A 23,113-nucleotide genomic window follows, 5' to 3' on the forward strand; every position below is an offset into this window, starting at 1 on the left:
GTGGGGAGGAGCGCGGCGAGCGCCGTGGCCGCGGCGTGCTCGACCACGATCCGGCGCTCGTCCCAGAGCAACCGGCGGGCGGCGACGATCTGTTCCTCGCCGACCAGCACCGACAACGCGTTGTCCTGCCGCACCGCGGCCAGCGCCCCCTGCCAGGCGCGGCGCGCGCCCAGCGCGTCGGAGGCGACGGAGTCCACGCCCACGTCGACCAACCGTCCGGCCTGCAACGCGGCGTTCAGCGACCGGCAGTTCTCCGGCTCGACGGCGACGGTCCGCACTCCGTGCTGCCGCGCGGACGCCGCGACGCCCGCGAACAGCCCGCCGCCGCCCACCGAGACCACCACGGTGTCCAGGTCCGGTATCAGCGCATGGATCTCCTCCATCAAGGTGCCCGCGCCGGCACTGACATACGGGTCCGCGTACGCGTGCGCGGCCAGCGCCCCGGACTCCGCGGCGAACTGCTCGCACGCCTCCAGGGCTTCCGCGTACTGCGTGCCGACCAGCCGCACCTGCGCGCCGTAACCACTCAGCCGGGCGACCTTGAGCGCCGGCGCGGTCCGCGGCAGGAACACGGTGGCGGGCAGCCCCTGCTGCTGGGCCGCCCAGGCGCACGCCAGCCCGGCGTTGCCACCGCTGGCGATGCAGACACCGGCCGCGGGCAGGGTGCCCGCCTCGCGGTGCGCGGCGATGAAGTTCTGCGCGCCGCGGGCCTTGAAGGAGCCGGTGTACTGCATGTATTCGAGGGCGAACCAGACCTGCGGGTCCTGCGGGCCGTCCGTCGGCGGGACGACGGTGACGGGCCGGACCCGGCCGGCCACCCGGTCGGCGGCGGCCTTGACGTCTCCGTAACTGATCTCGTGCACGTGGCGCTCCGTAGCGGTAGTGGGAGGTGGCGCGGGCACCGGTCGCGGCATGCCGCGCCGCACCGACACGCTACGCCCGGGCGTTCTTCGGCCGCCGCTGGGTGAGTGCCGCGCCGACCAGGATCACCGCGGCCCCCACCGGTTCGTTCCAGCTCAGCGACTCGCCGAGGAGCAGCACCCCTGCGGCGGTGGCGACGATCGGTATCAGGTACGTGACCATCGACCCGATGGTCGGGCCCTTCTCCGCCACCAGTCCGTACTGGACCAGGAACGCGACCCCCGTGCCCAACGCGCCCAGCGCCAGCACCGACAGCACCGACTTCGCCGGATACGACGACGGCATCGAGGTGAAGAACGGTGTGACGACAAGGAGTTGCAGGGTGCCCAGCATCAACTGGCTCGCGGACATCGCCAGGTTGGAACTGCCGCTGCCGCTCAGGGTGCGCCGCACATAGGCCCAGCCCACCGCGTAGCTGATCGCCGCGGCCAGCGCCATCATCGTGCCTTTGGGGTCCTGGCCGGAGAAGCCCTGCCATGCGCCGAGCACGGTCAGCACGCCGGCGAAGCCGAGACCGACCCCGGCGAACCGCTGCCGCGACGGCCGGTCCTCCGACAGCGCCACCAGCGAGACCAGCATCGAGAACAGCGGGGTGGCCGCGTTGCATATCCCCGCGAGCATCGACGGGATGGTCTGCTCGGCGGTCGCGAACAGCGTGAACGGCAGTGAGTTCAGCAGGAAGGCGGCGACGAACAGATGCAGCCAGGCGCGGCGGCCGCGCGGCAACCGCTCTCGCTTCACCGCGACCGCGATGGCCAGGACCGCGGTGCCGAAGACCATCCGGCCGAGGGTGACTTGCAGCGGCGCGAACGCTTCGTTCCCCACCTTCATGAAAAGGAAGCTGAAGCCCCACACCAGGCCCAGCGCGGTGAAGCGGACCCGCCAGTCCAGCAGCCGCCGCAGCCCCGGCGACGGCGAACCGGAGGCAGGCACCGCGGCGGGCGCGGCAGGCACGACGGGCGCGGCAGCCGAGACGGCCGTGACGGCCGTGACGGCCGTGACGGACGAAGCCGCGCCCGCGACCGTACGCGGGCCGACGGCTGCGGCGGACACCTGAACGGGCGGCTCGACGGGCGACTCAACGGCCGTGCCGCGGCTGGCGGAAGTCTTCATGGGTCCACGATGACGGCTTCGACGTCGTAGAACAAGCGAGATTTTCTGCACAGACGACGTAGAATCGCTTACATGTTGTCACTCGAACGGCTCCGCATCCTGCACGCCATCGACACGTACGGCTCGGTGAGCGCCGCCGCCGAGGTGCTGAACGTGACGACCTCCGCGGTGTCGCAGCAGATGGCGAAGCTGGAACGGGAGACCGGCCAGCCGCTCCTCGGCAAGAACGGCCGGGGCGTGCGGCTCACCGACGCCGGGCGCCTGCTGTCCGGGCACGCCGAGCGGATACTGTCCTTGGTCGAACTCGCCCACGCCGACCTGGAGGCGCACCGCGGCGCCGCGGTCGGAGAACTGCGCGCCGGGGCGTTCCCGACCGCGGTGCGCGGACTGTTCCCCGCCGCGCTCGGCGACCTGCGCGCCGCGCACCCGCAACTGCGCACGGTCGTCCACGAGTTGGAGCCGCAGGAGTCGCTGGCCCGGCTCGGCCGCGGCGACATCGACCTCGCGGTCGTGCTCGACTGGTACAACAAGCCGCTGTCGCTGCCCGGCGGCCTCGCCAAGGCCCCGCTCTTCGACGACATCGTCGACGCCGTGCTGCCGCCGGGCCACCGGCTGGAGGGCCGTGCCGAGATCGAGCTGGACGAACTCGCCGACGACGACTGGATCGCCTGGCCGGACGGCGGCTTCTGCCACGAGTGGCTACTGTTCACGTTGCGCGGCAAGGGCATCGAGCCACGCGTCGCCCACCACGCCGAGGAGCACGCCACCGTGCTCGCGCTGGTCGCGGCCGGGCTCGGCGTCGCCGTGATGCCGCGGCTGGGCCGCGACCCGATGCCGCCCGGCGTCCGCATCACGCCGGTGCGCCACACCATGCGGCGCCATGTCTACGCGGTCTGGCGCGAGGACGCCGACCGCCGCCCGGCGATCCGCGCCGCCGTCGACGCGCTGCGGGCGTCCGCGAACGCCTACCAGGCGCCCGCCGCCTGACCACGGCGTACCCGGCGGGCGGGGGAGAAGGGGCGCGAAGGGTGAGAAGGAGGGGCAGAAGGCGCCGATCCGGGTTCGGGGCGGCCAGCGAACCCGGATCGGCGTGCGGGGATCAGGCGAGCGTGACCTCGTCGCCCGACACGGTGACGTTCTTCGCGGGGAGCGCCGTCGTGGCCGGGCCCTTGGCCACCGAGCCGTCCGCCATGTGGAAGGCGCTGCCGTGGCACGGGCACATGATCAGGCCGTCGGAGACCTTCGCGACCGTGCAGCCCTGGTGCGTGCACACCGCCGAGAAGCCCTTGAACTGCCCGCTGCTCGGCTGGGTGACCACGACCTTCCGGTCGGCGAAGATCTTGCCGCCGCCGACCGGTATCTCCGAGGTCTTGGCGAGCGCGGTGCCGCCTCCCCCGCCCCCGGCGGCCGGGGTGCCGGAGCCGGCGGCCCCGGTCGGTGCCTGCGAGGCGGACGGGCCGCTGCCGGCGTCGTCGGAGGAGTGGGAGGAGCCGGAACCGCAGGCGGTCAGAACGGCGGCGAGGCCCACGCCACCGGCCGCCGCGACAACGCCGCGGCGGGTCGGTGACTCGGGGATTCCGGAGCTTTCTGCCATGAGGTTGCATCCTGTTCGTGGGTCGGACCGGACGGCGGGGCCCTCGCCGGCCGGCAGCGTGCTGTCACGCGTACCCGTTCATACGGACGGTTGCGGTGCGGCGTTCAACGCATCGCGGAGGAATCTCAACTGGTGTCGCAGCAGCCCCTCCACCATCACGGGATCGCTCGGTCCGTGCGTCGCGTGCGACAGCGGGAGCACCTGGTGGTAGCGGCCCGCGGCCAGCAGTGCAGCCGACAGCCACAGCGTGTGCGCGGCCACCACGTTGTCGTCGGCAAGTCCGTGCACCAGCAGCAGCGGCCGCTCCAGCGCGGCCGCCGACCCGATCGGCGAGGAGCGGTCGTACGCGTCCGGGTCCTCGTCGGGGTGACCGAGGAACCGCTCGCGCCAGTGCGTGTCGTACAGCCGCTGGTCGCTGGGCGCCGCGCCGCTGATCGCCGCGTGGAACACGTCCGGGCGGCGCAGCACCGCCATGGCCGCCAGGGCGCCTCCGAAGCTCCAGCCGCGGATCGCCACCCGGCCCAGGTCGAGGTCGGGGCAGTGCGCGGCGGCCGCGTGCAGCGCGGTCACCTGGTCCTCGACGGGCGCGCGCAAGGTGTCCTTGTGGACGGTCTTCTCCCACTGCGGACCGCGCCCCGGGGTGCCGCGCCCGTCGGCGACCACCACCGCGAAGCCCTCCTCGGCGAACCACTGCGCCTCGGCCAGCGGCCAGGTCGCCGCCCGCACCACCAGCCGGAGCGCCGGGCCGCCGTACGGCGCGAGCAGCACGGGCAGCGGACCCGAGCCGGGCCGGTGCCAGGAGGGCAGCAACAGCGCGGTACGGATGTCGTGCTCGCCGGCCCGCAGCCAGGTCACCCGCGGGGTCACCACCGGAGTGGCCCCGAGGGACGGCACCCGCAGATCGCCGCCGGCCCGCAGCAGCCGGATGTCATGGCCGTGCTCGGTCAGCGACGACAGCAGCAGCGAGCCGCCGGCCCGCTGCCCGGTGTGCATCCCGGGGCCCTCGCTGAGCGGCGCCGCGCCACCGTCCGGGTGGTAGGCCCACAGGTGTTCCTCGGTCGGTTCGCCGCAGGCCGTGAACAGCACCGACTCGCCGTCCACGGACAGCACTTCGCGGATCTGCACGCCCTCCGGGCTGACCGGTTCGCCGCCGACCGTCAGGAAGCGGGTGCCGCCCACGTCGGAGGTGTGCACCAGGGCGCCGGACGCGGTCCGCACCGGAGTGCCGGACACCAACTGCACCCACGCCGGGTCGCGTTGCTCGTGCAGCAGCCGGGTCGCGCCGGTCACCGGATCGGCGGCCAGCACCCGTACGGTCTTCTGGTCGCGGCTCTGCACGCTCAGCAGCGGGCCGTGCGGGTCCCAGCCGGCGGCCGTCAGGTACTCGTACGCGGTACGGTCCCAACCGATCTCCGTGCGGCCGCCGCCGCTGCGGCTGTGGGCGCCATCCGCGCCATCCGCGCCATCTGCGCGATCTGTGCTGCCCGCGCCATCCGCGTCCAGGATGTGCAGGGACACGTCGGTGTTCGCGGTGCCGGCCGCCGGGTAGGCCATCTCGCGCGGCCGGTGCGCCGGGTCGACCTGGTCGGCGATCCACCAGCGTGCCACCGGCGAGATATCCACCCGGGCGACCAGCAGCCGGCTGCCGTCGGGCGACCACCAGTAGCCGCGGTGCCGGTGCATCGACTCGGCCGCCACGTGCTCGGCCAGCCCGTACGTCACCTCGCCGCTCTCCGGCTCGGCGAGCGTCCGGTCCGCGCCGCCGTCCACGTCCAGGACGTGCAGCGCGCCGCCGGTGACGTAGGCGATGCGGCGGCCGGCCGGGTCGGGCCGCGGGTCCACCACGGGTCCTGCGGTGGCGAGCCGACGTGGCGGTCGGACGCCGGCCGGGTCGGCGGTCCACAGCGCGCCGTCGAGCGCGAACACCAGGAGGCGCACGGCCGCGTCGGTCGCGTAGCCGACGATCCCGGTGGCGCGCTCGCGGGCCCGCTCGCGCCGGATCAGTTCGGCCTGCGGCACCTCACCGGCCGGGTCCGCCAGCGCGGCCGGGTCGGCGAGCAGGTGCTCGCCGTCGGCGTCCAGCCGCCACAGGCAGCCGACGCGGTCCTCGGGGCCCCGGGTGCGCACGTACAGCACCGACGAGCCGTCGGGGGAGAGGGTGAAACTCCGTGGGACGCCCAGGGAGAAGCGTTGGGTGCGGGCGAACTGGCCCGGGAAGTCGCGATGATCGGTGATCTTGTCCATAACGGCAGTCTTCCCACCGCTAGCCTGGGGGAATGTTGAGAGAAGTGACCGGGATCCGCTACGTCACGCCGTTGCGTGAGGGCGGTTCCGTGCCGGGCGTGGTCGAGGCGGACGACCTCGGTACCTACGTCGTGAAGTTCAGCGGTGCGGCCCAGGGGCGCAAGGCGCTGGTCGCCGAGGTGATCGCGGGCGAACTCGGCCGGCGACTGGGGCTGCGGGTGCCCGAGTTGGTGCGGTTCGACTTCGATCCGGTGATCGGACTCGGGGAGCCCGACGAGGAGATCCAGGACCTGCTCAAGGCGAGCGGCGGTCTCAACCTCGGAATGGATTTCCTGCCCGGATCGCTCGGCTTCGATCCTCTGGTGTTCACCATGGAACCCGAAGAGGCCAGCCGCATCGTCTGGTTCGACGCGCTCATCGCCAACGTCGACCGATCGTGGCGTAATCCTAACATGCTGGTCTGGCACCGGAATGTGTGGCTGATCGACCACGGTGCCTCGCTCATCTGGCACCACAACTGGAAGTCGGCGCCGGCCGCGTCCGCCAAGCCGTACGACGCGACCGACCACGCCCTTTCCCGCTTCTCGCCCGAACCCGCCGCGGTCGCACCCGAGTTGGCCGCCCAGGTGACCGAGTCGCTGCTCACCGAGGTGACCGGCCTGGTGCCCGACGAGTGGCTGCTCGGCGAGCCCGGCTTCGACTCGCCCGACGACGTACGCGCCGCGTACCGCGAACTGCTGGGCGCCCGCGCCGTCGACGTCCACGAACGCATTACCACCAGCCGCATCCAGGCGAAGCAACCGCCGCCGGAGTGGCTGCGCACCTGGGTCGAGGGGAAGAACGCGGAATGAGCGGGCGGGACGTCTTCGAGTACGCACTGGTGCGGGTGATGCCGCGGATCGAGCGCGGCGAGCTGATCAACGCCGGGGTGCTGGTGTACTGCCGGGCGCAGTCCTACGTCGGGGCGCGGGTGCACCTCGATGTCGCGCGGTTGCGCTGCCTCGATCCCGAGGTCGATGTGGACGGGGTCGCGGCGGCGCTCCGCGGGTACCAGGGGATCTGCGAGGGGGGCGATTCCGCCGGGCAGGCGGCCGGGGACGACCCCGGCCGGCGGTTCCGGTGGCTCACGGCGCCGCGCAGCACGATTGTCCAGCCCGGGCCGATTCACACCGGGCTCACGCCCGACGCCCGCAAGGAGGCCGACCGCCTCCTCGACCTCCTGGTGCGATAGGGGTGCCCCTGACCCCCGGGGTGCCTCGTCCGCGTGGTTGCGGGACCTTGCGGTTCGCGGTGGCCGGGGGTGCCTCCCAGGCGGAGCTCTGGGGGAGCGCAGTTCCCCGTGCCCCTGGGCGACTGCGCGAGCAACCCCCACCGGCAGGTGGTCCCGGGACCGGCGGGACGGAGGTGTCCGGGGGGTCCTGTTGACAGCGTCATGCGCCCCTCCTACGGTTCGGGGCGGGACCTACTAAGCGGTCGCTCATGTCGGGGCGGGCGTGTCATCGGGCCGAGGCTGAGGAGACGAAGATGTCCACCACCGAGCAGCGCGTCGCGATCGTGACGGGCGGCGCCCGCGGTATCGGAGCAGCGACCGCGGTGCGACTGGCCGCCGAGGGCCGGGCCGTCGCCGTGATCGACCTGGACGAGGGCGCCTGCAAGGAGACCGTGGAGTCGATCACGGGTGCGGGCGGCCGGGCGCTCGCGGTCGGCGCGGACGTCTCGGACGAGGCCCAGGTCGAAGCGGCCGTCGCCCGGGTGGCCGAAGAACTCGGCGCGCCCACGATCCTGGTGAACAACGCCGGCGTGCTCCGCGACAACCTGCTCTTCAAGATGTCCGCCGCGGACTGGGACACCGTGCTCAACGTGCACCTGCGCGGCGCGTTCCTGATGACCCGAGCGGTGCAGAAGCACATGGTGGACGCGAAGTTCGGCCGCGTGGTGAACCTCTCCTCGTCCTCGGCGCTGGGCAACCGCGGCCAGGCCAACTACTCCGCCGCCAAGGCGGGCATGCAGGGCTTCACCAAGACCCTTGCGATCGAACTCGGCAAGTTCGGCATCACCGCGAACGCGGTCGCCCCCGGCTTCATCGTCACCGACATGACCGCCGCGACCGCCGCCCGGGTCGGTATGGGCTTCGAGGAGTTCCAGGCCGCGGCCGCCACCCAGATCCCGGTGCAGCGGGTCGGCCGCCCCGAGGACGTCGCGGGCGCCATCGCCTTCTTCACCGGCGAAGCGGCCGGCTTCGTCTCCGGCCAGGTGCTGTACATCGCCGGCGGACCCCTCGACTGACCAGCGCACCCCACCAGTAGCGAAGGCGTACCAGCACATGACTCAGCTCCCCCCGGAGAGCGGCCGCGCCGCGATCGTCACGGGCGCCAGCCGCGGCATCGGCTACGGGATAGCCCAGGCGCTCGTCGCCCGCGGCGACCGCGTCTGCATCACCGGCCGCAACGAGGACGCGCTCCAGGAGGCCGTGGAGAGCCTGGGCGGCGGTGACCGGGTGATCGGCGTGGCCGGCAAGGCGCACGACGAGGCGCACCAGGAGGCCGCCGTCGGCCGCGTGATGGAGGTGTTCGGCCGGATCGACCACCTCGTCAACAACGCGGGCACCAACCCGGTCTTCGGCCTGCTCACCGACCTCGACCTCGGCGTCGCCCGCAAGGTCTACGAGACCAACGTGCTGTCCGCGCTCGGCTTCGCGCAGCAGACCTGGCGGGCGTGGCAGCAGGAGAACGGCGGCTCGATCGTCAACATCACCTCCATCGCGGGCCTGGCGCCCTCCCCGTTCATCGCCGCCTACGGCATGAGCAAGGCCGCCATGGTCAATCTCACCGTGCAACTCGCCGCCGAGATGGCCCCCAAGGTGCGGGTCAACTCGATCGCCCCGGCGGTGGTGAAGACGAAGTTCGCCGCGGCGCTGTACGAGGGCCGCGAGGAGGAGGCGGCCGCCGCGTATCCGATGCAGCGGCTCGGCGTGCCCGAGGACATCGGCGGCGCGGCGGCGTTCCTGCTGTCGGACCAGGCCGGCTGGATCACCGGGCAGAACCTGGTGATCGACGGCGGCCTCTTCCTCAAGGCCGGCGCCTGACCGTCGAAGGCGCTTGCCTTCGTCCGTACTCCAAGGTGCACAGTCCTCGGGTGGCGGCCTTCTCCAGGGCCCGCCCCCGAGGACCTTCCTTCTGTACGGAGTGAACCACCCATGCGCTACCGCACCCTTGCCGGCGGCCGCGGTCCCCAGGTCAGCAACCTGTGCCTGGGCATCCTGCCGTTCGGCTCCACCGTCGACGAGCCGACCTCCTTCGCGGTGCTCGACCGCTTCGCCGAGGCCGGCGGCACCTTTGTCGACACCGCCGACAACTACTCGATCTGGGCGCCCGGCGGCACCGGCGACGAGAGCGAACTGCTGCTCGGCCGCTGGCTGCGCTCCCGCGGCGCCCGGGACCGTACCGTGGTGGCCACCAAGGTCGGCGCCCGGCCGCCGCAGGGCAGCACGCAGGTGTGGCCCGACGCGTGGGAGGGGCTCTCCGCGACGGTGGTCAGGGCCGGCATCGAGGGCAGCCTGCGCCGCCTGGGCACCGACCACGTCGACCTGTACTACGCCCACATCGAGGACCGCGGGGTGCCGGTCGCCGAGACCGTGGAGACCTTCGCCGAGGTCGTCCGCAGCGGCGCCACCCGGCTGATCGGCGCGAGCAACCACGCCGCCTGGCGCGTCGCCGAGGCGCGGCAGTACGCGGCCGCGCACGACCTGCCCGGCTACACCTGCGTCGAGCAGCGGCACACCTACCTGTGGCCGGTGCCCGGCGGCGAGTGGGGCGCCCAGTGGTACGCCCGCGACGACATGCAGGACTTCGTCGCGGCCCACGACGACATGACGCTCATGGCGTACGGCCCGCTGATGCACGGCGCCTACACCCGCGCGGACAAGTCGCTGCCCAAGCCATACGACCACCCGACCTCGCAACGGCGGCTGGAGGTGTTGCGCGAGGTGGCCCGCGAGGCCGGCGCCACCCCCAACCAGGTCGTGCTGGCCTGGCAGATGGGCGGCCGGCTGCCGATCGTGCCGGTGGTCGGGGTGAGCAGCGTCGCCCAACTCGACGAGGCACTGGGCGCGGTGGACCTCGACCTCGATCCGGAGCTGCGGGCCCGGCTGGACGCGGCCTGACCGCCGGCCGGATGCGCGCCGGGCAGGGGGAGGGCACCGGACGAGAACGGGATTGTCAGTGGGGCGCGGTAGTTTCGGAACCAGTAACCGATCGCGTACCGGAGGTTCCCGACGTGCCCAGCATGCTGCCCGACTCCTGGCAGGCCGTACTTGGTGAGGAGTTGGACAAGCCCTACTTCCAGCAGCTCACCGACTTCGTCGAGGCCGAGCGGCAGGAACACCACGTCTTCCCGCCGCGGGAAGAGGTGTTCGCCGCCCTGGACGCCACCCCGTTCGACAAGGTGAAGGTGCTGGTGCTCGGCCAGGACCCGTACCACGGCGCGGGCCAGGGCCACGGGCTGTGCTTCTCGGTGCTCCCCGGGGTGCGGACCCCGCCCTCGCTGCGGAACATCTTCAAGGAGCTGAAGGACGAGTTCGGCTACCCGGTGCCGGACAACGGCTATCTGATGCCCTGGGCCGAGCAGGGCGTGCTGCTGCTCAACGCGGTGCTGACGGTCCGTGAGAGCGAGGCCAACTCGCACAAGGGCAAGGGCTGGGAGAAGTTCACCGATGCCGTCATCCGGGCCGTCTCGGACCGCCCCGACCCGGCCGTGTTCGTCCTGTGGGGCAACTACGCGAAGAAGAAGAAGCCGCTCATCGACGCCGACCGCCACACCGTCATCGAGGGCGCCCACCCCTCGCCGCTGTCGGCGAAGCTCTTCCTCGGCAGCCACCCCTTCACGCAGATCGACGAGGCGGTGAAGTCCCAGGGTCACGCGCCGATCGACTGGCGCATCCCGAACCTGGCATCGGCGTAGCGGCACCGGGCGCGGGCCGTCTGGGCGGTCAGGGGCGGTAGACCTCGCGGCAGATCGAGGACGGCTGGCCGCCCGGCGCCCAGCCGCCGTACGCCTGGCCGAGCCCGCACAGGTCCGGCGTGGCGGGGAGCGGCCGGCGGCCGGGCACGTGCATGTGGGGGGCGGCGTGCCGCGGCGCCGGACGCGGGGGAGCCGGTACGCGCGCGGCCGGGGCATCGTGGTGCCGCGTATCCGGCGCCGGGGTGTCCGGCCGCGCGGTGGCCAGCACCCGGTGGGCAGGCGCCGGCGCCACCCGCACGTCGTCGGGCCGCTCGGGCCGCCCGGGTGCCGACGACTGCGGCGCGGATGGCCCGGCCGGCGGAGCGGAGACGGTGGTGCACCCGGCGAGCGCGCACATCGCGCAGATCGCGAACACCGGGGCCAGGAAAGTGGAAGAGGCACGCACACGCGCCACTGTGCCGCACCTGGGCACCGTCTGGGTATTCCCCGCACGGGTGAACATTCGGCCCCCCGTATGCTGCGGGGACACCGCACGGCCCGCACACGCACAGGAGCACGCATGGCAGCGCGCAGCGCCCCCTTGAAGATCGGCGTCATCGGGCTCGGTGACATCGCGCAGAAGGCGTACCTGCCGGTGCTCGCCGCCCAACCGGGCCTGGAACTGCACCTGCACACCCGTACCCCCGCCACCTTGGCCGCGGTCGGCGACACCTACCGGCTGCCGCACCGGCACACCACCTTGGACGCGCTGCTCGACCAGGACCTCGACGCTGCCTTCGTGCACGCCCCCACCGCCCACCACGTGGAGATCGGCACCCGCCTGATCGAGGCGGGCGTCGCGGCGTACGTCGACAAGCCGCTCGCCTACGACCTGGACGGCGCCCGCCGGCTGGTGGACCTCGCCGAGGCGCGCGGGGTGCCGCTGGCGGTCGGCTTCAACCGCCGCTACGCGCCCGGGTACGCGCAGTGCCTCAGCCACCCGCGCGACCTGATCCTGATGCAGAAGAACCGGGTCGGGCTCGCCGAGGACCCCCGCACGGTCGTCTTCGACGACTTCGTGCACGTCGCCGACACGCTGCGCTTCCTCGCGCCCGGCCCGGTCGAGCAGGTCCGGGTCTCGGCCCGGGTGCACGACGGGCTGCTGCACCACCTGGTGGTGCACCTGTCCGGTGACGGCTTCACGGCGATCGGGTCGATGAACCGGATGAGCGGTTCCACCGAGGAGAGCCTGGATGTCAGCGGCGCCGACACCCGCCGCCAGGTGCTCAACCTCGCCGAGGTGATCGACCACAAGGGCCAGCCCAGCGTCAGGCGCCGCGGCGACTGGGTGCCGGTGGCCCGGCAGCGCGGCATCGAGCAGGTCGTGCTCGCCTTCCTCGACGCCGTCCGGGCCGGTACGCCGCTCGACGCGCGCGACGCGCTGCGCACGCACGAACTGTGCGAGCGCATCGTCGCGGAGATCACCGGCGGCGCCGTGCCGGGCACGGGCTTCGTGGGCGCTACGGGCGCGGGTATCGGTTGAGCGAGGGCTCCGTCGGGTCCGTTGGGCCGGTCGGCGGGTTGGCCGGGTCGGCCGGTTCCGTGGGGTCCTTGGTGCCGGCGCCGTCCGCGGTGCCGGCCCCGGTCGTCCCCTCCGGTCCGCCCGTCCCGCCGGCCGCTTCGGGCGCGGCGGCCCGGTTGCGCACCGTGCGGACCGCCTCGTACGCCGCGGCGGCCAGCACCAGCAGCAGCGCCAGGTGCGGCACCCAGTCGCCGAACCGCACGTAAGGGCTCGTGCCCGTGGCGGTCGGCACCTCGTACACCGTTGACGTGCTGCTGCTCGTGCCGATCCAGTGCCCGACGGGCGTGCCGCCGGGGCCGTAGACCGCGCTGATCCCGGTGAGGGTGGCGTGCACCATCGGCCGCCAGGTCTCGGCGGCCCGCAACGCGGCGAGCGAGGCGTGCTGCGCGGGTGCCCAACTGCCCTGGAACGACGAGGTGGACGACTGGGCGACCAGCAGCCGCGCGCCGTCCGCCGCCAGGTGACGGCTCATGTCGGGGAACGCCGACTCGAAGCAGACCAGCGGCCCGAACCGCAGGGTCCCGGTGTCCATCACCACCTGCCGACTGCCCGGCCTGCGGTCCTGCCCGGCGGCCTTCCCCACGGAGGTGGCCCAGCCCAGCAGCGAGCGCATCGGGATGTACTCGCCGAACGGCACCAGCCGCATCTTGTCGTACGTCGGGCCGGTCACGCCGTGCGGGCCGACCAGCTCCGAGGTCTTGGAGATGCCGGTGCCGTCGGCGCGTTCGGCGTCCACGTTGACCAGCAGGTCGGCGCCGACCAGGCGGGAGAGCGCGGCGAGGGTGGCGGTGGTGCCGGGGTGGTTCGACAGGTCGACGGTGACGCTGCTCTCGCCCCACACCACCAGGTCGGGGTGGGTGCCGGCGAGTTGCCGGGTGAGGTGGACCTCGCGGGCGAAGCGGGCGGCCGGCCCGGCGATCATCCCGGGCTGCACGACGGCGACCCGGACCGGTGCGGTGCGGTGCGGGCGCGGCGCCCACAGCCATACGGTGCCGGCGGCAACGGCCGCGGCGAGCAGTGCCGCGGAGGCCGTGCGGCGCGCGGACGGCATCGTGCACAGCACCGCGACGGCCGTGTTGGCGAGTACGACCAGGAAGCTGACCAGCCACACCCCGCCGATCGAGGCGAGGCGCAGCGCCGGGGTGACCTGCCATTGGCTCGCGCCGAGCAGGCCCCAGGGGCCGCCGAGGTACTGCCAGGAGCGGACCAGTTCGATCAGCAGCCAGCCGCTCGGGAGGAGGGCCAGGGCGGCGCCGACGGCCGGGTGGCCGGGCGGGCGGCCGGCCCGGTCGCCGCTGCCGCCGAGGAGCCGCCGGACCAGCCAGCCCCACGGCGCCCACAACGCGCCCAGCAGCAGGGCGAGGACCGGGAGGAAGACGGTCAGGCTCGGCAGGAGCCAGTTGTGGACCGCGAGCATGAAGCCGGCGCCGCCGAACCAGCCGTCCAGGGCCGCCCGGCGCCCGGTCGGCGCCGAGCGGATCAGCAGGAGCCAGGGCACGAGGGCGACGTAGGCGAACCACCACAGGGAGGGGGTGGGGAACGCGAACGCCGGGAGGGCGCCAGCGGCGGCGGCGATCAGCGAACGCGTCCATGGGGTGCGCCGCGCGCGGCGCAGGAGGGGGCGGAGTTCGCGTGGACGCGGGGCCGGCTGGGCCGTTGGCGTCATCCGGTGCTCCTGTTCTGGGCCCTTGCCCCCCCGGGTGCCCCCGGTCTGTCGGTTCAGGGACCACCTCGCGGTGGTGGGTTGCTCGCGCAGTGCTCCCCCAGAGCCTCGCCTGGGAGGGACCCCCACGCGCTCCTTAGAAGGTTTCCCTTGCGGTCCTGCCTTCACCACCTGGCAGTGGTGGTTGCTCGCCCAGTGCTCCCCCAGAGCCTCGTCTGGGGGACCCCACGCGCTCCTCCGGGGTGCCGTCCCTTCGCGCAAGCACCCGTACAAGGCGCAGGGGCGCCGGGGGCACCTCCCGGGCGAAGCCCTGGGGGAGGAACTGCGCGACCAGCCCACCACCGGCGGGTGGTGCCTGAAACGACAGGATGGGGCACCCGGGTGGGCTGGAGCTAGTGCCCCTCCCGGCAAGGTTTGCCCCGCTCGCCGTCCTGGCACGCGCGTCCTCCCCTACCTTCGGTGGGTGGGGGCACCCCCGGCGAAGCCAGGGGGAGCACCAGGGCACCTCGCTACCGGGCAAACCTTGCCGGTCGCGGCACTAGGTGGCGTCCTCGGCGGCAGCCGCTTCGCGGGCGTCGCCGGCCACGGCGCGGGTGCGGGTGGTGACGACGGCGGCCGCGGCGAGGGCGGCGGCGCCGAAGGCCGTGGCGATGACCCAGGGGCGGTCGAGGCAGTGGCCGGTGGCGTGGTCGAGGGAGAGGCGACCGGGCCCGGACAGGCCGAGGGACGCGGCGGTCCAGCCGAGGAGTGCCGGGTGCTCGAAGCCCCCGGACATCGCGAAGAAGCCGGCCGGGGCGTGCACGGAGACGGCGCCGGCCATCGCGCCGGCGGCGGCCGCGCCGGCCGCGGGGGTGGCCAGGCCGAGCATGAGGAGTGCGCCGCCGCCCGCCTCGCCGAGCCCCGCGGCGATGGCGGCCGGTTTGCCCGGGCGGAAGCCCATGTGCTCCATCGCGCCGGCGGTGCCGGCGAGCCCGCCCCCGCCGAACCACCCGAACAGCTTCTGTGCGCCGTGCGCGAAGAGCGCGGACCCGGCGCCGAGACGCAGAGCGAGCAGTCCGATGTCCTTGCGGTACGCCGATCCCATGGCCGCGTCCTTTCGTTCGTTCGGCCCGTCCGTCGGAAGGGCCCACCCGGCCAGTGTGTGCGGGTGACAGGCCATCGCGCCGCGCAAGGCGGTCTGTCCGGGCGAAATCCGAGGACGTGAGGCCGTGGCGGGGCCGTTACGGGAGGCGGTTCCAGGCGGTCAGCACATGGTGGCCGTGTTCCGTGCCGAGCCGGCTCACCGTGCCGGTGGCGAGCTGGAAGAGCGCGCCGTCGGCGGGCGGCAGGCCGAGCCGCCGGGCGGTGAGCACCCGCAGGAAGTGCGCGTGCGCCACGAGGACGACGTCGCCGCCGTCGCCGTTGGTGAAGGCCGCCTCGACGCGGGCGAGCACACGGTCGGCGCGGTCACCGATCTGCTCGGGGGTCTCGCCGGGGTGCCCCTCGGGCCCGGGGACGACGCCGTCGGTCCAGATCTCCCAGCCCGGGCGGGTGCGGTGGATGTCGCGGGTGGTGATGCCCTCGTAGCCGCCGTAGTCCCATTCGTGCAGGTCGGGGTCGATCCGCACATGGTCGAGGCCGGCCAGCTTCGCGGTCTGCTGCGCGCGCTGCATCGGGCTGCTGATCACGCAGGAGATGTGCCGGGACGCGAGCAGCGGCGCCAGCGACCGGGCCTGCTCCTCGCCGTGCTCGGTGAGCGGCAGGTCGGTGTAGCTGGTGTGCTGACCGGACTGCGACCACTCGGTCTCGCCGTGCCGGATCAGGACGAGCTCACCCATCGGACACCTCCCGTGGCGCCCCGCGGCGCCCGTTTGTGATCATATGCCGACCGCTCGCCGCGACCACCGCGCGGGCCGGTCGTACACCCCGTCAGCAGAACCGTAAGCGGTTCAAAAAGCCTTCCCCTCACGTCCCGTCAGTACGATGAAGCAGGCCGCTCCGGTTGCGGCGACGGCGTGTTCTCGGTCGGATCGAAGCAGCGTACGGGGGTGCGCGGTGGGGCACCGGGCCCCGCAGCGCGCCGTGCGCCACCGTGGAGCGGAGACGGACGGGTGGACGAGCGGGCGTAAGGCACACGTCACATCCATCGGCACACGTGGACGCGCGGGCACGCGCGGCAGCGACCAGTACAGGAGCCGGAATGAACGACGCATCCCGCACGTACGACGTGGTCGTCATCGGAGCGGGCCCGGTCGGGGAGAACCTGGCTGAGCGGACCCGGGCGGCCGGGCTCAGCACGGTTGTCGTGGAGAGCGAACTCGTCGGCGGCGAGTGCTCGTACTGGGCGTGCATGCCGAGCAAGGCGCTGCTGCGGCCGGTGGCGGCCCGCGCCGACGCGCGCCGGCTGCCGGGGCTGGCCGCCGCCGTGGCCGGGCCGCTGGACTCCGCCGAGGTGCTGGCCCGCCGCGACGAGTTCGCCTCGCACTGGAAGGACGACGGCCAGGTGGAGTGGCTGGACTCGGTGCGCGTCGACCTGGTTCGCGGCCGCGGGCGGCTCGACGGGCCCCGCCATGTCGTGGTGGACACCCCGGACGGCGGAACGGTGCGGCTGGCCGCACGGCACGCGGTCGCGGTGTGCACCGGCACCACCGCGGCGCTGCCCGACCTGCCCGGGCTGACCGACGTGCGGCCCTGGACCAGCCGCGAGGCGACCAGCGCCAAGCAGGTGCCGGAGAGCCTGGTGGTGGTCGGCGGCGGCGTGGTCGCCGTCGAGATGGCGACCGCCTGGCAGGCGCTCGGCGCGCGCGTGACCGTCCTGGTCCGCGGCGGCGAACTGCTGGGCCGGATGGAGCCGTTCGCCGGGGAGATGGTCGCCGACGGGCTGCGGGAGGCCGGGGCCGAGGTGCGGTTCGGGGTGTCCGTGACGTCCGTGGCGCGCGAGGGCCGCGAGGTGCGGGTCGGGCTGGACGACGGCGGTGAGCTGACCGCCGACGAGATCCTCTTCGCGGTCGGCCGCGAGCCGCACACCGCCGACCTCGGGCTCGACACGGTCGGGCTCACACCCGGCGACTGGCTCACGGTCGACGACACCTGCCAGGTCACCGATGTCGCCGACGGCTGGCTCTACGCAGCGGGCGACGTCAACCACCGCGCGCTCCTCACCCACCAGGGCAAGTACCAGGGGCGGATGGCCGGTGCGGCGATCGCCGCGCGCGCCCAGGGCCGGCCGCTGGACGACGCGCCCTGGGGCGCCGACGTCGCCACCGCCGACCACGGCGCTGTGCCGCAGGTCGTCTTCACCGACCCCGAGGTCGGCTCGGTCGGGCTGACCGCCCAGGAGGCCGAGCGCTCCGGGCGGCGGGTGCGCGTCGTCGACTACGACCTCGCGCGGGTCGCCGGGGCGAGCCTGTACGGCGACGACTACAAGGGGCGGGCCCGCATGGTGGTCGACCTCGACCGCGAGGTCCTGCTCGGGGTCACCTTCGTCGGGCCCGGGGTGAGCGAGCTGGTGCACTCCGCCACGATCGCCGTGGTCGGCGAGGTGCCCATCTCCCGGCTGTGGCACGCGGTGCCCTCCTACCCCACCATCAGCGAGGTGTGGCTGCGCCTGCTCGAAACCTACCGGGGGTAGGGCGCCCAGCCCCTCGGGGGGCCTTGTCCTGCCGGGCGAGGGACCACCTGCCGGCGGGGGCGTGTCGGCGCGGCCGTCGGTCTCGGCGTGCACCGCGGTGTCCACGGGTGAGCCGAGCGCCCGGATCTGCGCCGGCGGCCGTTCCTCCGCCGGGCGGCGCGGCGTGCTGCCCGACTGCCTCATGATGCCTCGGTTCGGGGGGCTCCTCATGGCCCGGCCCGGCCGAGTTCGTGGTCCGGTAGATCAACGCGCGCAAAGGTTGGGGATACATGATGAACCAGGCCCGGTAGTACGCCCAGCCGGGCGTGATCGTCGTCGGGCCGGTCGGCTACGGATCTTCGGGTTCGTCTCCGACGCGGTCGTACGGCCGGTCGAGGGAGGACGCTGTCACAGCGACGCATGTCGGCGTGATCGCCAGGACCACCGAAGTGGCCTACGGGTGGGTTGAGTTCGGGCAATACGGCGCGGTCCGGGTCCGTACGGCGCGGCCGGTGCGCGGCCACGGCGCCGGCGAACGCGGCACCACCGCGCCGGCCGAGGCCGGACCGGCCGGGCGGAAGCCGTCCTGGCCGCACGAGTCACCGGGTGGTGGGCGGCAACGCGCGGTGAGGTTAGGCGCCTTGGGCCGCGGACTCGAACGCCCGCCGGCTCGCCGGAGAGCCGTTCGGTGCCCTGGACGCGCCGACCCGGGGCAGGACGTACGGCCTGCCGGGGAAGCCGTACGGGCGGCACGGTCCGGCGGCGCTGCCGGTCACCCACCACGTGGACGGGGACGCCGAACTCGTGGGCGGGGTACAGGCGATGGAGGACGCGCCGGGTCGCGGTGCGCGGCGCCGGCGAACTGCCCGCGCGGCGAGCCCGATCTGCCCGCTGCTTCCGGAAGTACCGTGCGTCCCCCCGGCCTTGTGCCGGCCGCGCGTGGTGTCCACCGGTCGGGTTCGGGCCGGAGTTCGGACCTGAGAACGGGACCCGGCCGGTACCCGCACCCGCACCGTTTCGTACCCGCACTTCTGAACGAGGAGACGAAGTCCCATGCTCCGCATAGCCGATTGCACGCTGCCGTACCTCAACGCCTTGCTGATGCCGGTCGGGCGGCACGAGGCGGTTCGGCGGCTGCCGGACGACCCCGCCGCCGGCAGCGCTGCCCGCGCGCATCGCGGGAACATCGCCCGGTTCGCCGGACCCGGTGAACCTGATGCACCCCTCCTCGCCGACCGCCGGGTCCCGCGAGGCGACCGCGAGCGCTACGGCCTGCCGAAGGTGACGGACGCCGCTGCCGGGCGCCTCGGTATCGCGCCGGCGGACGCCCGGTGACGGGCGGTACGGAGCAGACGGTCACGTCGGAGGGGCCAGGCGGGGCAGAAGGGGCGGCCAGGTCAGGCGGGTCACGCGGGCCGGACGGGGAATCGGCGGAGCCGGCCGCGGGTTGGGTGCGCCGGCTCGGTTCGTACTGCCTGCGGCACCGCCGGGACGCCATGCTGGCCTTCGGCGCGGCCGTCGCCGCCGCCATCGCCACGGCGACCCTGCCGCTGGTGCTGCGGCACGTCGTGGACCACGTCGCCTCGGGCCGTACCGGGTCGCTCACCGTGTGGACGCTGGTGCTCGCCGGGCTCGGCGCGGTCCGGTTCGCCGGCGGCTTCACCCGCCGCTACACCGCGGGACGGCTGTCGCTCGGCGTCCAGTACGACCTGCGCAACGACGCGTTCGCGGCGCTGCTGCGGCTCGGCGGCGCCCAGCAGGACAGCCTGCGCACCGGCCAGATCGTCAGCCGCTCCATCTCCGACATCACCCTCATCCAGACGCTGCTCCAGTTCCTGCCGAACATGACGAGCAACGCCCTGATGTTCGCGGTCTCGCTGGTCTTCATGGCGTGGCTCTCCCCGCTGCTGACCGTGGTCGCGCTCGTCGTCGGGCCGCTGCTGTGGCTGATCGCGCTGCGCAGCCGCCGCGACCTGTTCCCCGCCAACTGGCATGCCCAGCAGGAGGCTGCCGAGGTCGCCTCCGGCGTCGAGGCGACCGTCACCGGGGTGCGGGTGGTCAAGGGCTTCGGGCAGGAGGAACGCGAACTGCTCGGCCTGGAGCGGCGCGCCCGCCGGCTGTTCTCCTCCCGGCTGCGGGTCGTGCGCTACAACAGCCGGTACAACCCGGCCCTGCAGGCCGTGCCCGCGCTCGGCCAGGTCGCGGTGCTCGCCTTCGGCGGCTATCTCGCGCTGCACGGCCGGATCTCGCTGGGCACCTTCCTCGCTTTCACCAGCTACCTCGGCTCGTTCGTCACCCCGGTCCGCCAGGTCGCCACCCTGCTCACCGTGTGGCAGCAGGCCAGGGCCGGCACCGAACGCGTCCTCGAAGTCATCGACGAGGCACCCGTGATCACCGACGCGCCCGGCGCCCGCGAACTGCCGGACGAGCCGCCCGCGTTGTCCTGGCAGGACGTCACCTTCGGCTACGGCGAGGGGCAGCCGCTGCTGCGCGGCTTCAGCCTCGACATCGCGCCGGGCGAGACGGTCGCCCTGATCGGGCCGGCCGGCTCCGGCAAGTCCACCGCGGCCGCGCTGCTGCCGCGCTTCTACGACGTCCCGGCCGGCGCGGTCCGGGTCGGCGGCGCCGACGTAAGGGAGTTGACGCTCGACTCGCTGCGCGGCCGGATCGGGTTCGTCTTCGAGGAGAGCCTGCTGCTGTCCGACACCGTGCGCAACAACATCGCCTACGGTGAGCCCGGCGCGAGCGAGGAGCGGATCAGGGCCGCCGCGCGGGTGGCGTGCGCGGACGAGTTCATCGAACGTCTCCCGCAGGGGTACGACACGGTCGTCGGCGAGCAGGGCCTGACGCTGTCCGGCGGGCAGCGCCAGCGCGTCGCGCTCGCACGTGCGTTGCTGTGCGACCCGGCGGTGCTCGTGCTCGACGACGCGACCTCCGCGATCGACGCCCGCGTCGAGTCGGAGATCCACGCGGCCCTGCACGAGGCGGTCCGCCGCCCCACCACGCTGATCATCGCCCACCGCCGGTCCACCCTCGAACTCGCCGACCGCATCGCACTGCTGGAGGGCGGCCGGGTGGTCGACACCGGCACGATGGACGAACTTCGTTCCCGTTCACCGTTGTTCCGCTCGCTGCTGTCGACCGTCGATGCCCCCGAGCCGGCGGAGGAGCGCGAACCGGGGGCGGGGGTCGGGACCGAAGCCGCCGTCGGAGCAGGGGACTTGGGTACGCCGGCGGGTGCCGCGGCCCTCTCCGCCGCTGATGACGACGGTCCGGACCCGGTGGCCGTCGCCGCTGCTTCCGCCACGGCCGCTTCCGCGGTCGCCGGGGTCGGCACCGACGAGCCGCGCGGCACCGTATCCGACCGGTCCGATCCGTCCGACCGGTCCGGCCGGCCCGCCCCGTCCGGATCACCCGCGCAGGCGGCGGGTGTGCGCGCCGGCGCGGAGATCGAGGCGCCGGCCGTCACCGCGCACCTGTGGCGGCGCCCGGACACCGAGGATGCCTGGGCCGTCGGTGAAGTCGCCGCGCTACGGGCCGCGCAGGCGATCTCGCTCTCCTCGGCCATGGCCGGGCGCGGCCGAGTACCGGGCGGCGGAGTGCTCGGCGCGGCCCCGCCCACGCCCGAACTCCTCGCCGGACTGGCGAAGATGCCGCTGCGCGAGACCGATCCGAAGGTGCCCGCGGAGCGAACTCGGGCCGCAGACCCGCACTTCGGGCTGCGCCCGCTGCTGCGGCCGTTCCGGTCGGCACTACTGCTGGGCCTGGTGCTGGTCGCCCTCGACGCGCTCGCCCAGATCATCGTGCCCGTGCTGGTCCGCCAGGGCGTGGACCACGGTGTGGCGCACCACGCGGGCCGGGTGCTGCTGGAAGCCGCCGCGGCCGCCGCGGCCGTGGTCGCGGCGGACTGGCTGATCGGCGTCGGCCAGATCCGCATCACCGGCCGCACCGGCGAGCGCCTTCTCTACACGTTGCGGGTCAAGACCTTCGCCCAACTCCAGCGGCTCGGCCTGGACTACTACGAACGTGAACTCGGCGGCCGGATCATGACCCGGATGACCACCGACGTCGACGCGCTGTCCAACTTCCTGCAGACCGGCCTGACCACCGCGGTGGTCAGCCTGCTCACGGTGTTCGGCGTGCTGGTCACCCTCCTCGTCATCGACACAGGGCTCGCCGTGGTGCTGCTCGGCGCGCTGCCGCTGCTGGTGGTCGGCACCGCGGTGTTCCGGCACCACTCGGTGCCCGCCTACCACGAGGCGCGGGAGCGGGTCAGCGCCGTCAACGCCGCACTCCAGGAGAACGTCACCGCGATCCGCGTCACCCAGGCGTTCCGCCGTGAGAGCCGCAACGCCGAGGACTTCGCCAGGCTCGCCTGGTCCTTCCGCGACTCGCGGCTGCGCGCCCAGCGCTACATGGCGACGTTCTTCCCGTTCGTGGAGTTCCTCGGCACCCTGTCCACCGCGGCCGTGCTCGCGGTCGGCGCCGGGCAGGTTCGCTCCGGCACCCTCACCGCCGGCACCCTGATTGCCTTCCTCCTCTACGTCGACCTGTTCTTCTCCCCGATCCAGCAGTTCTCGCAGGTCTTCGACGGCTATCAGCAGGCCGCCGTCGGACTCGGCCGGCTGCGCACCCTGATGCGCACCCCCACCGGCACACCCGTTCCGGAACAGCCGCTTGCCGTAGACCAGTTGAAGGGTGAGGTGGTCTTCGACGACGTGTCCTTCGGGTACGCGGGCGGCGGTGGCCAGGAGGTGCTGCACGGCGTCTGCTTGCGGATCGCACCCGGCGAGACGGTCGCGCTGGTCGGTGCGACCGGCGCGGGCAAGTCCACCGTGATGAAGCTGATCGCCCGGTTCTACGACCCCACCACCGGTGCGGTCCGGGTCGACGGCCACGACTTGCGCGCGCTGGACCTGGCCGGATACCGCGGCAGGCTCGGCGTGGTGCCGCAGGAGGCCCACCTGTTCAGTGGCACCGTGCGTGACGCCATCGCCTACGGCCGGCCCGACGCCACCGATGCCGAGGTGGAGGCGGCGGCGCGGGCGGTCGGCGCCCACGAGATGGTGGCCGCGCTCCAGGCGGGATACCTCCAGCCGGTCGGCGAGCGGGGCCGCAACCTGTCGGCCGGGCAGCGGCAGCTCCTCGCGCTGGCGCGGGCCGAACTCGTGGACCCCGACGTGCTGTTGCTCGACGAGGCCACCGCGTCGCTCGACCTCGCCACCGAGAGCAGGGTGGCGGCCGCCACGGACGCGCTCACCCGCAGGCGCACCACTCTCGTGGTCGCGCACCGGCTCACCACGGCCGCCCGGGCCGACCGGGTGGTGGTGCTGGAGCACGGCACCGTCGTGGAGACCGGTACGCACGCGGGGTTGCTCGACGCGGGCGGGACGTACCGGAAGTTGTGGGACGCCTTCCGGCAGCACGGCGCGGCGGCGACGGTCGATCAGCTGGGGCGCCCCTGAGCCC

Annotated in this window: 19 protein-coding genes; 11 read left to right on the plus strand and 8 right to left on the minus strand. The window is 73.6% G+C overall.

What is annotated here, in order from left to right; all coding sequences use genetic code 11:
• A partial coding sequence (locus AC13HU_RS05965; RefSeq protein ID WP_483040679.1) for a pyridoxal-phosphate dependent enzyme occupies positions 1–863 on the minus strand: 863 nt, incomplete at its 3' end.
• A gap of 70 nt (positions 864–933) precedes the next feature.
• Positions 934–2,034, minus strand: coding sequence for a DMT family transporter (locus tag AC13HU_RS05970; RefSeq protein ID WP_483040680.1), 1,101 nt, complete (start codon positions 2,032–2,034; stop codon positions 934–936).
• 72 nt (positions 2,035–2,106) lie between these two features.
• Between AC13HU_RS05970 and AC13HU_RS05975 the strand changes: the two genes are divergently transcribed.
• Entirely contained in the window at positions 2,107–3,021 is a 915-nt protein-coding gene (locus AC13HU_RS05975; RefSeq protein WP_483040681.1) for a LysR family transcriptional regulator, read from the plus strand.
• A 112-nt stretch (positions 3,022–3,133) separates the two neighbouring features.
• Here AC13HU_RS05975 and AC13HU_RS05980 read toward each other — a convergent pair whose 3' ends face one another.
• Together AC13HU_RS05980 and AC13HU_RS05985 are read right to left on the minus strand one after the other, a co-directional pair.
• The gene (locus AC13HU_RS05980; RefSeq protein ID WP_483040682.1) at positions 3,134–3,628 is read right to left on the minus strand and encodes a Rieske (2Fe-2S) protein; all 495 of its coding nucleotides are present in this window, start codon (positions 3,626–3,628) and stop codon (positions 3,134–3,136) included.
• Between the two features lie 78 nt (positions 3,629–3,706).
• The gene (locus AC13HU_RS05985; protein ID WP_483040683.1) at positions 3,707–5,872 is read right to left on the minus strand and encodes a S9 family peptidase; all 2,166 of its coding nucleotides are present in this window, start codon (positions 5,870–5,872) and stop codon (positions 3,707–3,709) included.
• 32 nt (positions 5,873–5,904) lie between these two features.
• Between AC13HU_RS05985 and AC13HU_RS05990 the strand changes: the two genes are divergently transcribed.
• The 6 genes from AC13HU_RS05990 to ung all read left to right on the plus strand — a co-directional run bounded on the left by AC13HU_RS05990 (position 5,905) and on the right by ung (position 10,831).
• A complete protein-coding gene (locus AC13HU_RS05990) occupies positions 5,905–6,723 on the plus strand; it encodes a HipA family kinase (protein WP_483040684.1) in 819 nt (272 codons plus the stop codon).
• A complete protein-coding gene (locus AC13HU_RS05995) occupies positions 6,720–7,103 on the plus strand; it encodes a DUF3037 domain-containing protein (protein ID WP_328472549.1) in 384 nt (127 codons plus the stop codon). The genes AC13HU_RS05990 and AC13HU_RS05995 overlap by 4 nt, the downstream gene beginning before the upstream one ends.
• A gap of 293 nt (positions 7,104–7,396) precedes the next feature.
• Positions 7,397–8,158: a 3-oxoacyl-ACP reductase FabG gene (gene fabG, locus AC13HU_RS06000; protein ID WP_483040685.1), complete on the plus strand. Its 762-nt coding sequence runs from the start codon at positions 7,397–7,399 to the stop codon at positions 8,156–8,158.
• 37 nt (positions 8,159–8,195) lie between these two features.
• A complete protein-coding gene (locus tag AC13HU_RS06005; RefSeq protein WP_483040686.1) occupies positions 8,196–8,957 on the plus strand; it encodes an SDR family oxidoreductase in 762 nt (253 codons plus the stop codon).
• A gap of 111 nt (positions 8,958–9,068) precedes the next feature.
• The gene (locus AC13HU_RS06010; RefSeq protein WP_483040687.1) at positions 9,069–10,034 is read left to right on the plus strand and encodes an aldo/keto reductase; all 966 of its coding nucleotides are present in this window, start codon (positions 9,069–9,071) and stop codon (positions 10,032–10,034) included.
• 122 nt (positions 10,035–10,156) lie between these two features.
• Positions 10,157–10,831, plus strand: a complete 675-nt coding sequence (gene ung / locus AC13HU_RS06015; protein WP_483040694.1) for a uracil-DNA glycosylase — start codon at positions 10,157–10,159, stop codon at positions 10,829–10,831.
• A gap of 28 nt (positions 10,832–10,859) precedes the next feature.
• Here ung and AC13HU_RS06020 read toward each other — a convergent pair whose 3' ends face one another.
• A complete protein-coding gene (locus tag AC13HU_RS06020) occupies positions 10,860–11,276 on the minus strand; it encodes a hypothetical protein (RefSeq protein WP_483040688.1) in 417 nt (138 codons plus the stop codon).
• Between the two features lie 135 nt (positions 11,277–11,411).
• Between AC13HU_RS06020 and AC13HU_RS06025 the strand changes: the two genes are divergently transcribed.
• Complete coding sequence (locus AC13HU_RS06025; RefSeq protein WP_483040695.1) at positions 11,412–12,353, plus strand: Gfo/Idh/MocA family protein; 942 nt, start codon at positions 11,412–11,414, stop codon at positions 12,351–12,353.
• Here AC13HU_RS06025 and lnt read toward each other — a convergent pair.
• The 3 genes from lnt to AC13HU_RS06040 form a co-directional block, all read right to left on the minus strand.
• Complete coding sequence (gene lnt / locus AC13HU_RS06030; RefSeq protein WP_483040689.1) at positions 12,331–14,058, minus strand: apolipoprotein N-acyltransferase; 1,728 nt, start codon at positions 14,056–14,058, stop codon at positions 12,331–12,333. The two genes, AC13HU_RS06025 and lnt, sit on opposite strands and share 23 nt — an antisense overlap.
• A 535-nt stretch (positions 14,059–14,593) precedes the next feature.
• A complete protein-coding gene (locus AC13HU_RS06035) occupies positions 14,594–15,139 on the minus strand; it encodes a DoxX family protein (protein WP_483040690.1) in 546 nt (181 codons plus the stop codon).
• Between the two features lie 136 nt (positions 15,140–15,275).
• Positions 15,276–15,872: a histidine phosphatase family protein gene (locus AC13HU_RS06040; protein ID WP_483040691.1), complete on the minus strand. Its 597-nt coding sequence runs from the start codon at positions 15,870–15,872 to the stop codon at positions 15,276–15,278.
• 362 nt (positions 15,873–16,234) lie between these two features.
• On the opposite strand from AC13HU_RS06040, the gene AC13HU_RS06045 reads away from it, so the two are divergent.
• The 3 genes from AC13HU_RS06045 to AC13HU_RS06055 all read left to right on the plus strand — a co-directional run bounded on the left by AC13HU_RS06045 (position 16,235) and on the right by AC13HU_RS06055 (position 23,109).
• The gene (locus tag AC13HU_RS06045; protein WP_483040692.1) at positions 16,235–17,665 is read left to right on the plus strand and encodes a dihydrolipoyl dehydrogenase family protein; all 1,431 of its coding nucleotides are present in this window, start codon (positions 16,235–16,237) and stop codon (positions 17,663–17,665) included.
• 1,032 nt (positions 17,666–18,697) lie between these two features.
• Positions 18,698–18,979, plus strand: a complete 282-nt coding sequence (locus AC13HU_RS06050; protein WP_483040693.1) for a hypothetical protein — start codon at positions 18,698–18,700, stop codon at positions 18,977–18,979.
• 161 nt (positions 18,980–19,140) lie between these two features.
• The gene (locus tag AC13HU_RS06055) at positions 19,141–23,109 is read left to right on the plus strand and encodes an ABC transporter ATP-binding protein (RefSeq protein WP_483040696.1); all 3,969 of its coding nucleotides are present in this window, start codon (positions 19,141–19,143) and stop codon (positions 23,107–23,109) included.
• Positions 23,110–23,113: the final 4 nt, after the last annotated feature.

The organism is Streptomyces sp. NH27, assembly GCF_056859195.1.

What these genes read in the sequence shown, in the direction of transcription:
- AC13HU_RS05985 (WP_483040683.1), bottom strand. Translation starts at nt 5,872, where the DNA reads ATGGACAAGATCACCGATCATCGCGACTTCCCGGGCCAGTTCGCCCGC.
- AC13HU_RS05990 (WP_483040684.1), top strand. Translation starts at nt 5,905, where the DNA reads ATGTTGAGAGAAGTGACCGGGATCCGCTACGTCACGCCGTTGCGTGAG.
- AC13HU_RS05970 (WP_483040680.1), bottom strand. Translation starts at nt 2,034, where the DNA reads ATGAAGACTTCCGCCAGCCGCGGCACGGCCGTTGAGTCGCCCGTCGAG.
- AC13HU_RS05995 (WP_328472549.1), top strand. Translation starts at nt 6,720, where the DNA reads ATGAGCGGGCGGGACGTCTTCGAGTACGCACTGGTGCGGGTGATGCCG.
- AC13HU_RS06050 (WP_483040693.1), top strand. Translation starts at nt 18,698, where the DNA reads ATGCTCCGCATAGCCGATTGCACGCTGCCGTACCTCAACGCCTTGCTG.
- AC13HU_RS06035 (WP_483040690.1), bottom strand. Translation starts at nt 15,139, where the DNA reads ATGGGATCGGCGTACCGCAAGGACATCGGACTGCTCGCTCTGCGTCTC.
- AC13HU_RS06005 (WP_483040686.1), top strand. Translation starts at nt 8,196, where the DNA reads ATGACTCAGCTCCCCCCGGAGAGCGGCCGCGCCGCGATCGTCACGGGC.
- AC13HU_RS06010 (WP_483040687.1), top strand. Translation starts at nt 9,069, where the DNA reads ATGCGCTACCGCACCCTTGCCGGCGGCCGCGGTCCCCAGGTCAGCAAC.
- ung (WP_483040694.1), top strand. Translation starts at nt 10,157, where the DNA reads ATGCTGCCCGACTCCTGGCAGGCCGTACTTGGTGAGGAGTTGGACAAG.
- AC13HU_RS06040 (WP_483040691.1), bottom strand. Translation starts at nt 15,872, where the DNA reads ATGGGTGAGCTCGTCCTGATCCGGCACGGCGAGACCGAGTGGTCGCAG.
- AC13HU_RS05980 (WP_483040682.1), bottom strand. Translation starts at nt 3,628, where the DNA reads ATGGCAGAAAGCTCCGGAATCCCCGAGTCACCGACCCGCCGCGGCGTT.
- lnt (WP_483040689.1), bottom strand. Translation starts at nt 14,058, where the DNA reads ATGACGCCAACGGCCCAGCCGGCCCCGCGTCCACGCGAACTCCGCCCC.
- AC13HU_RS06055 (WP_483040696.1), top strand. Translation starts at nt 19,141, where the DNA reads ATGCTGGCCTTCGGCGCGGCCGTCGCCGCCGCCATCGCCACGGCGACC.
- AC13HU_RS05975 (WP_483040681.1), top strand. Translation starts at nt 2,107, where the DNA reads ATGTTGTCACTCGAACGGCTCCGCATCCTGCACGCCATCGACACGTAC.
- AC13HU_RS06045 (WP_483040692.1), top strand. Translation starts at nt 16,235, where the DNA reads ATGAACGACGCATCCCGCACGTACGACGTGGTCGTCATCGGAGCGGGC.
- fabG (WP_483040685.1), top strand. Translation starts at nt 7,397, where the DNA reads ATGTCCACCACCGAGCAGCGCGTCGCGATCGTGACGGGCGGCGCCCGC.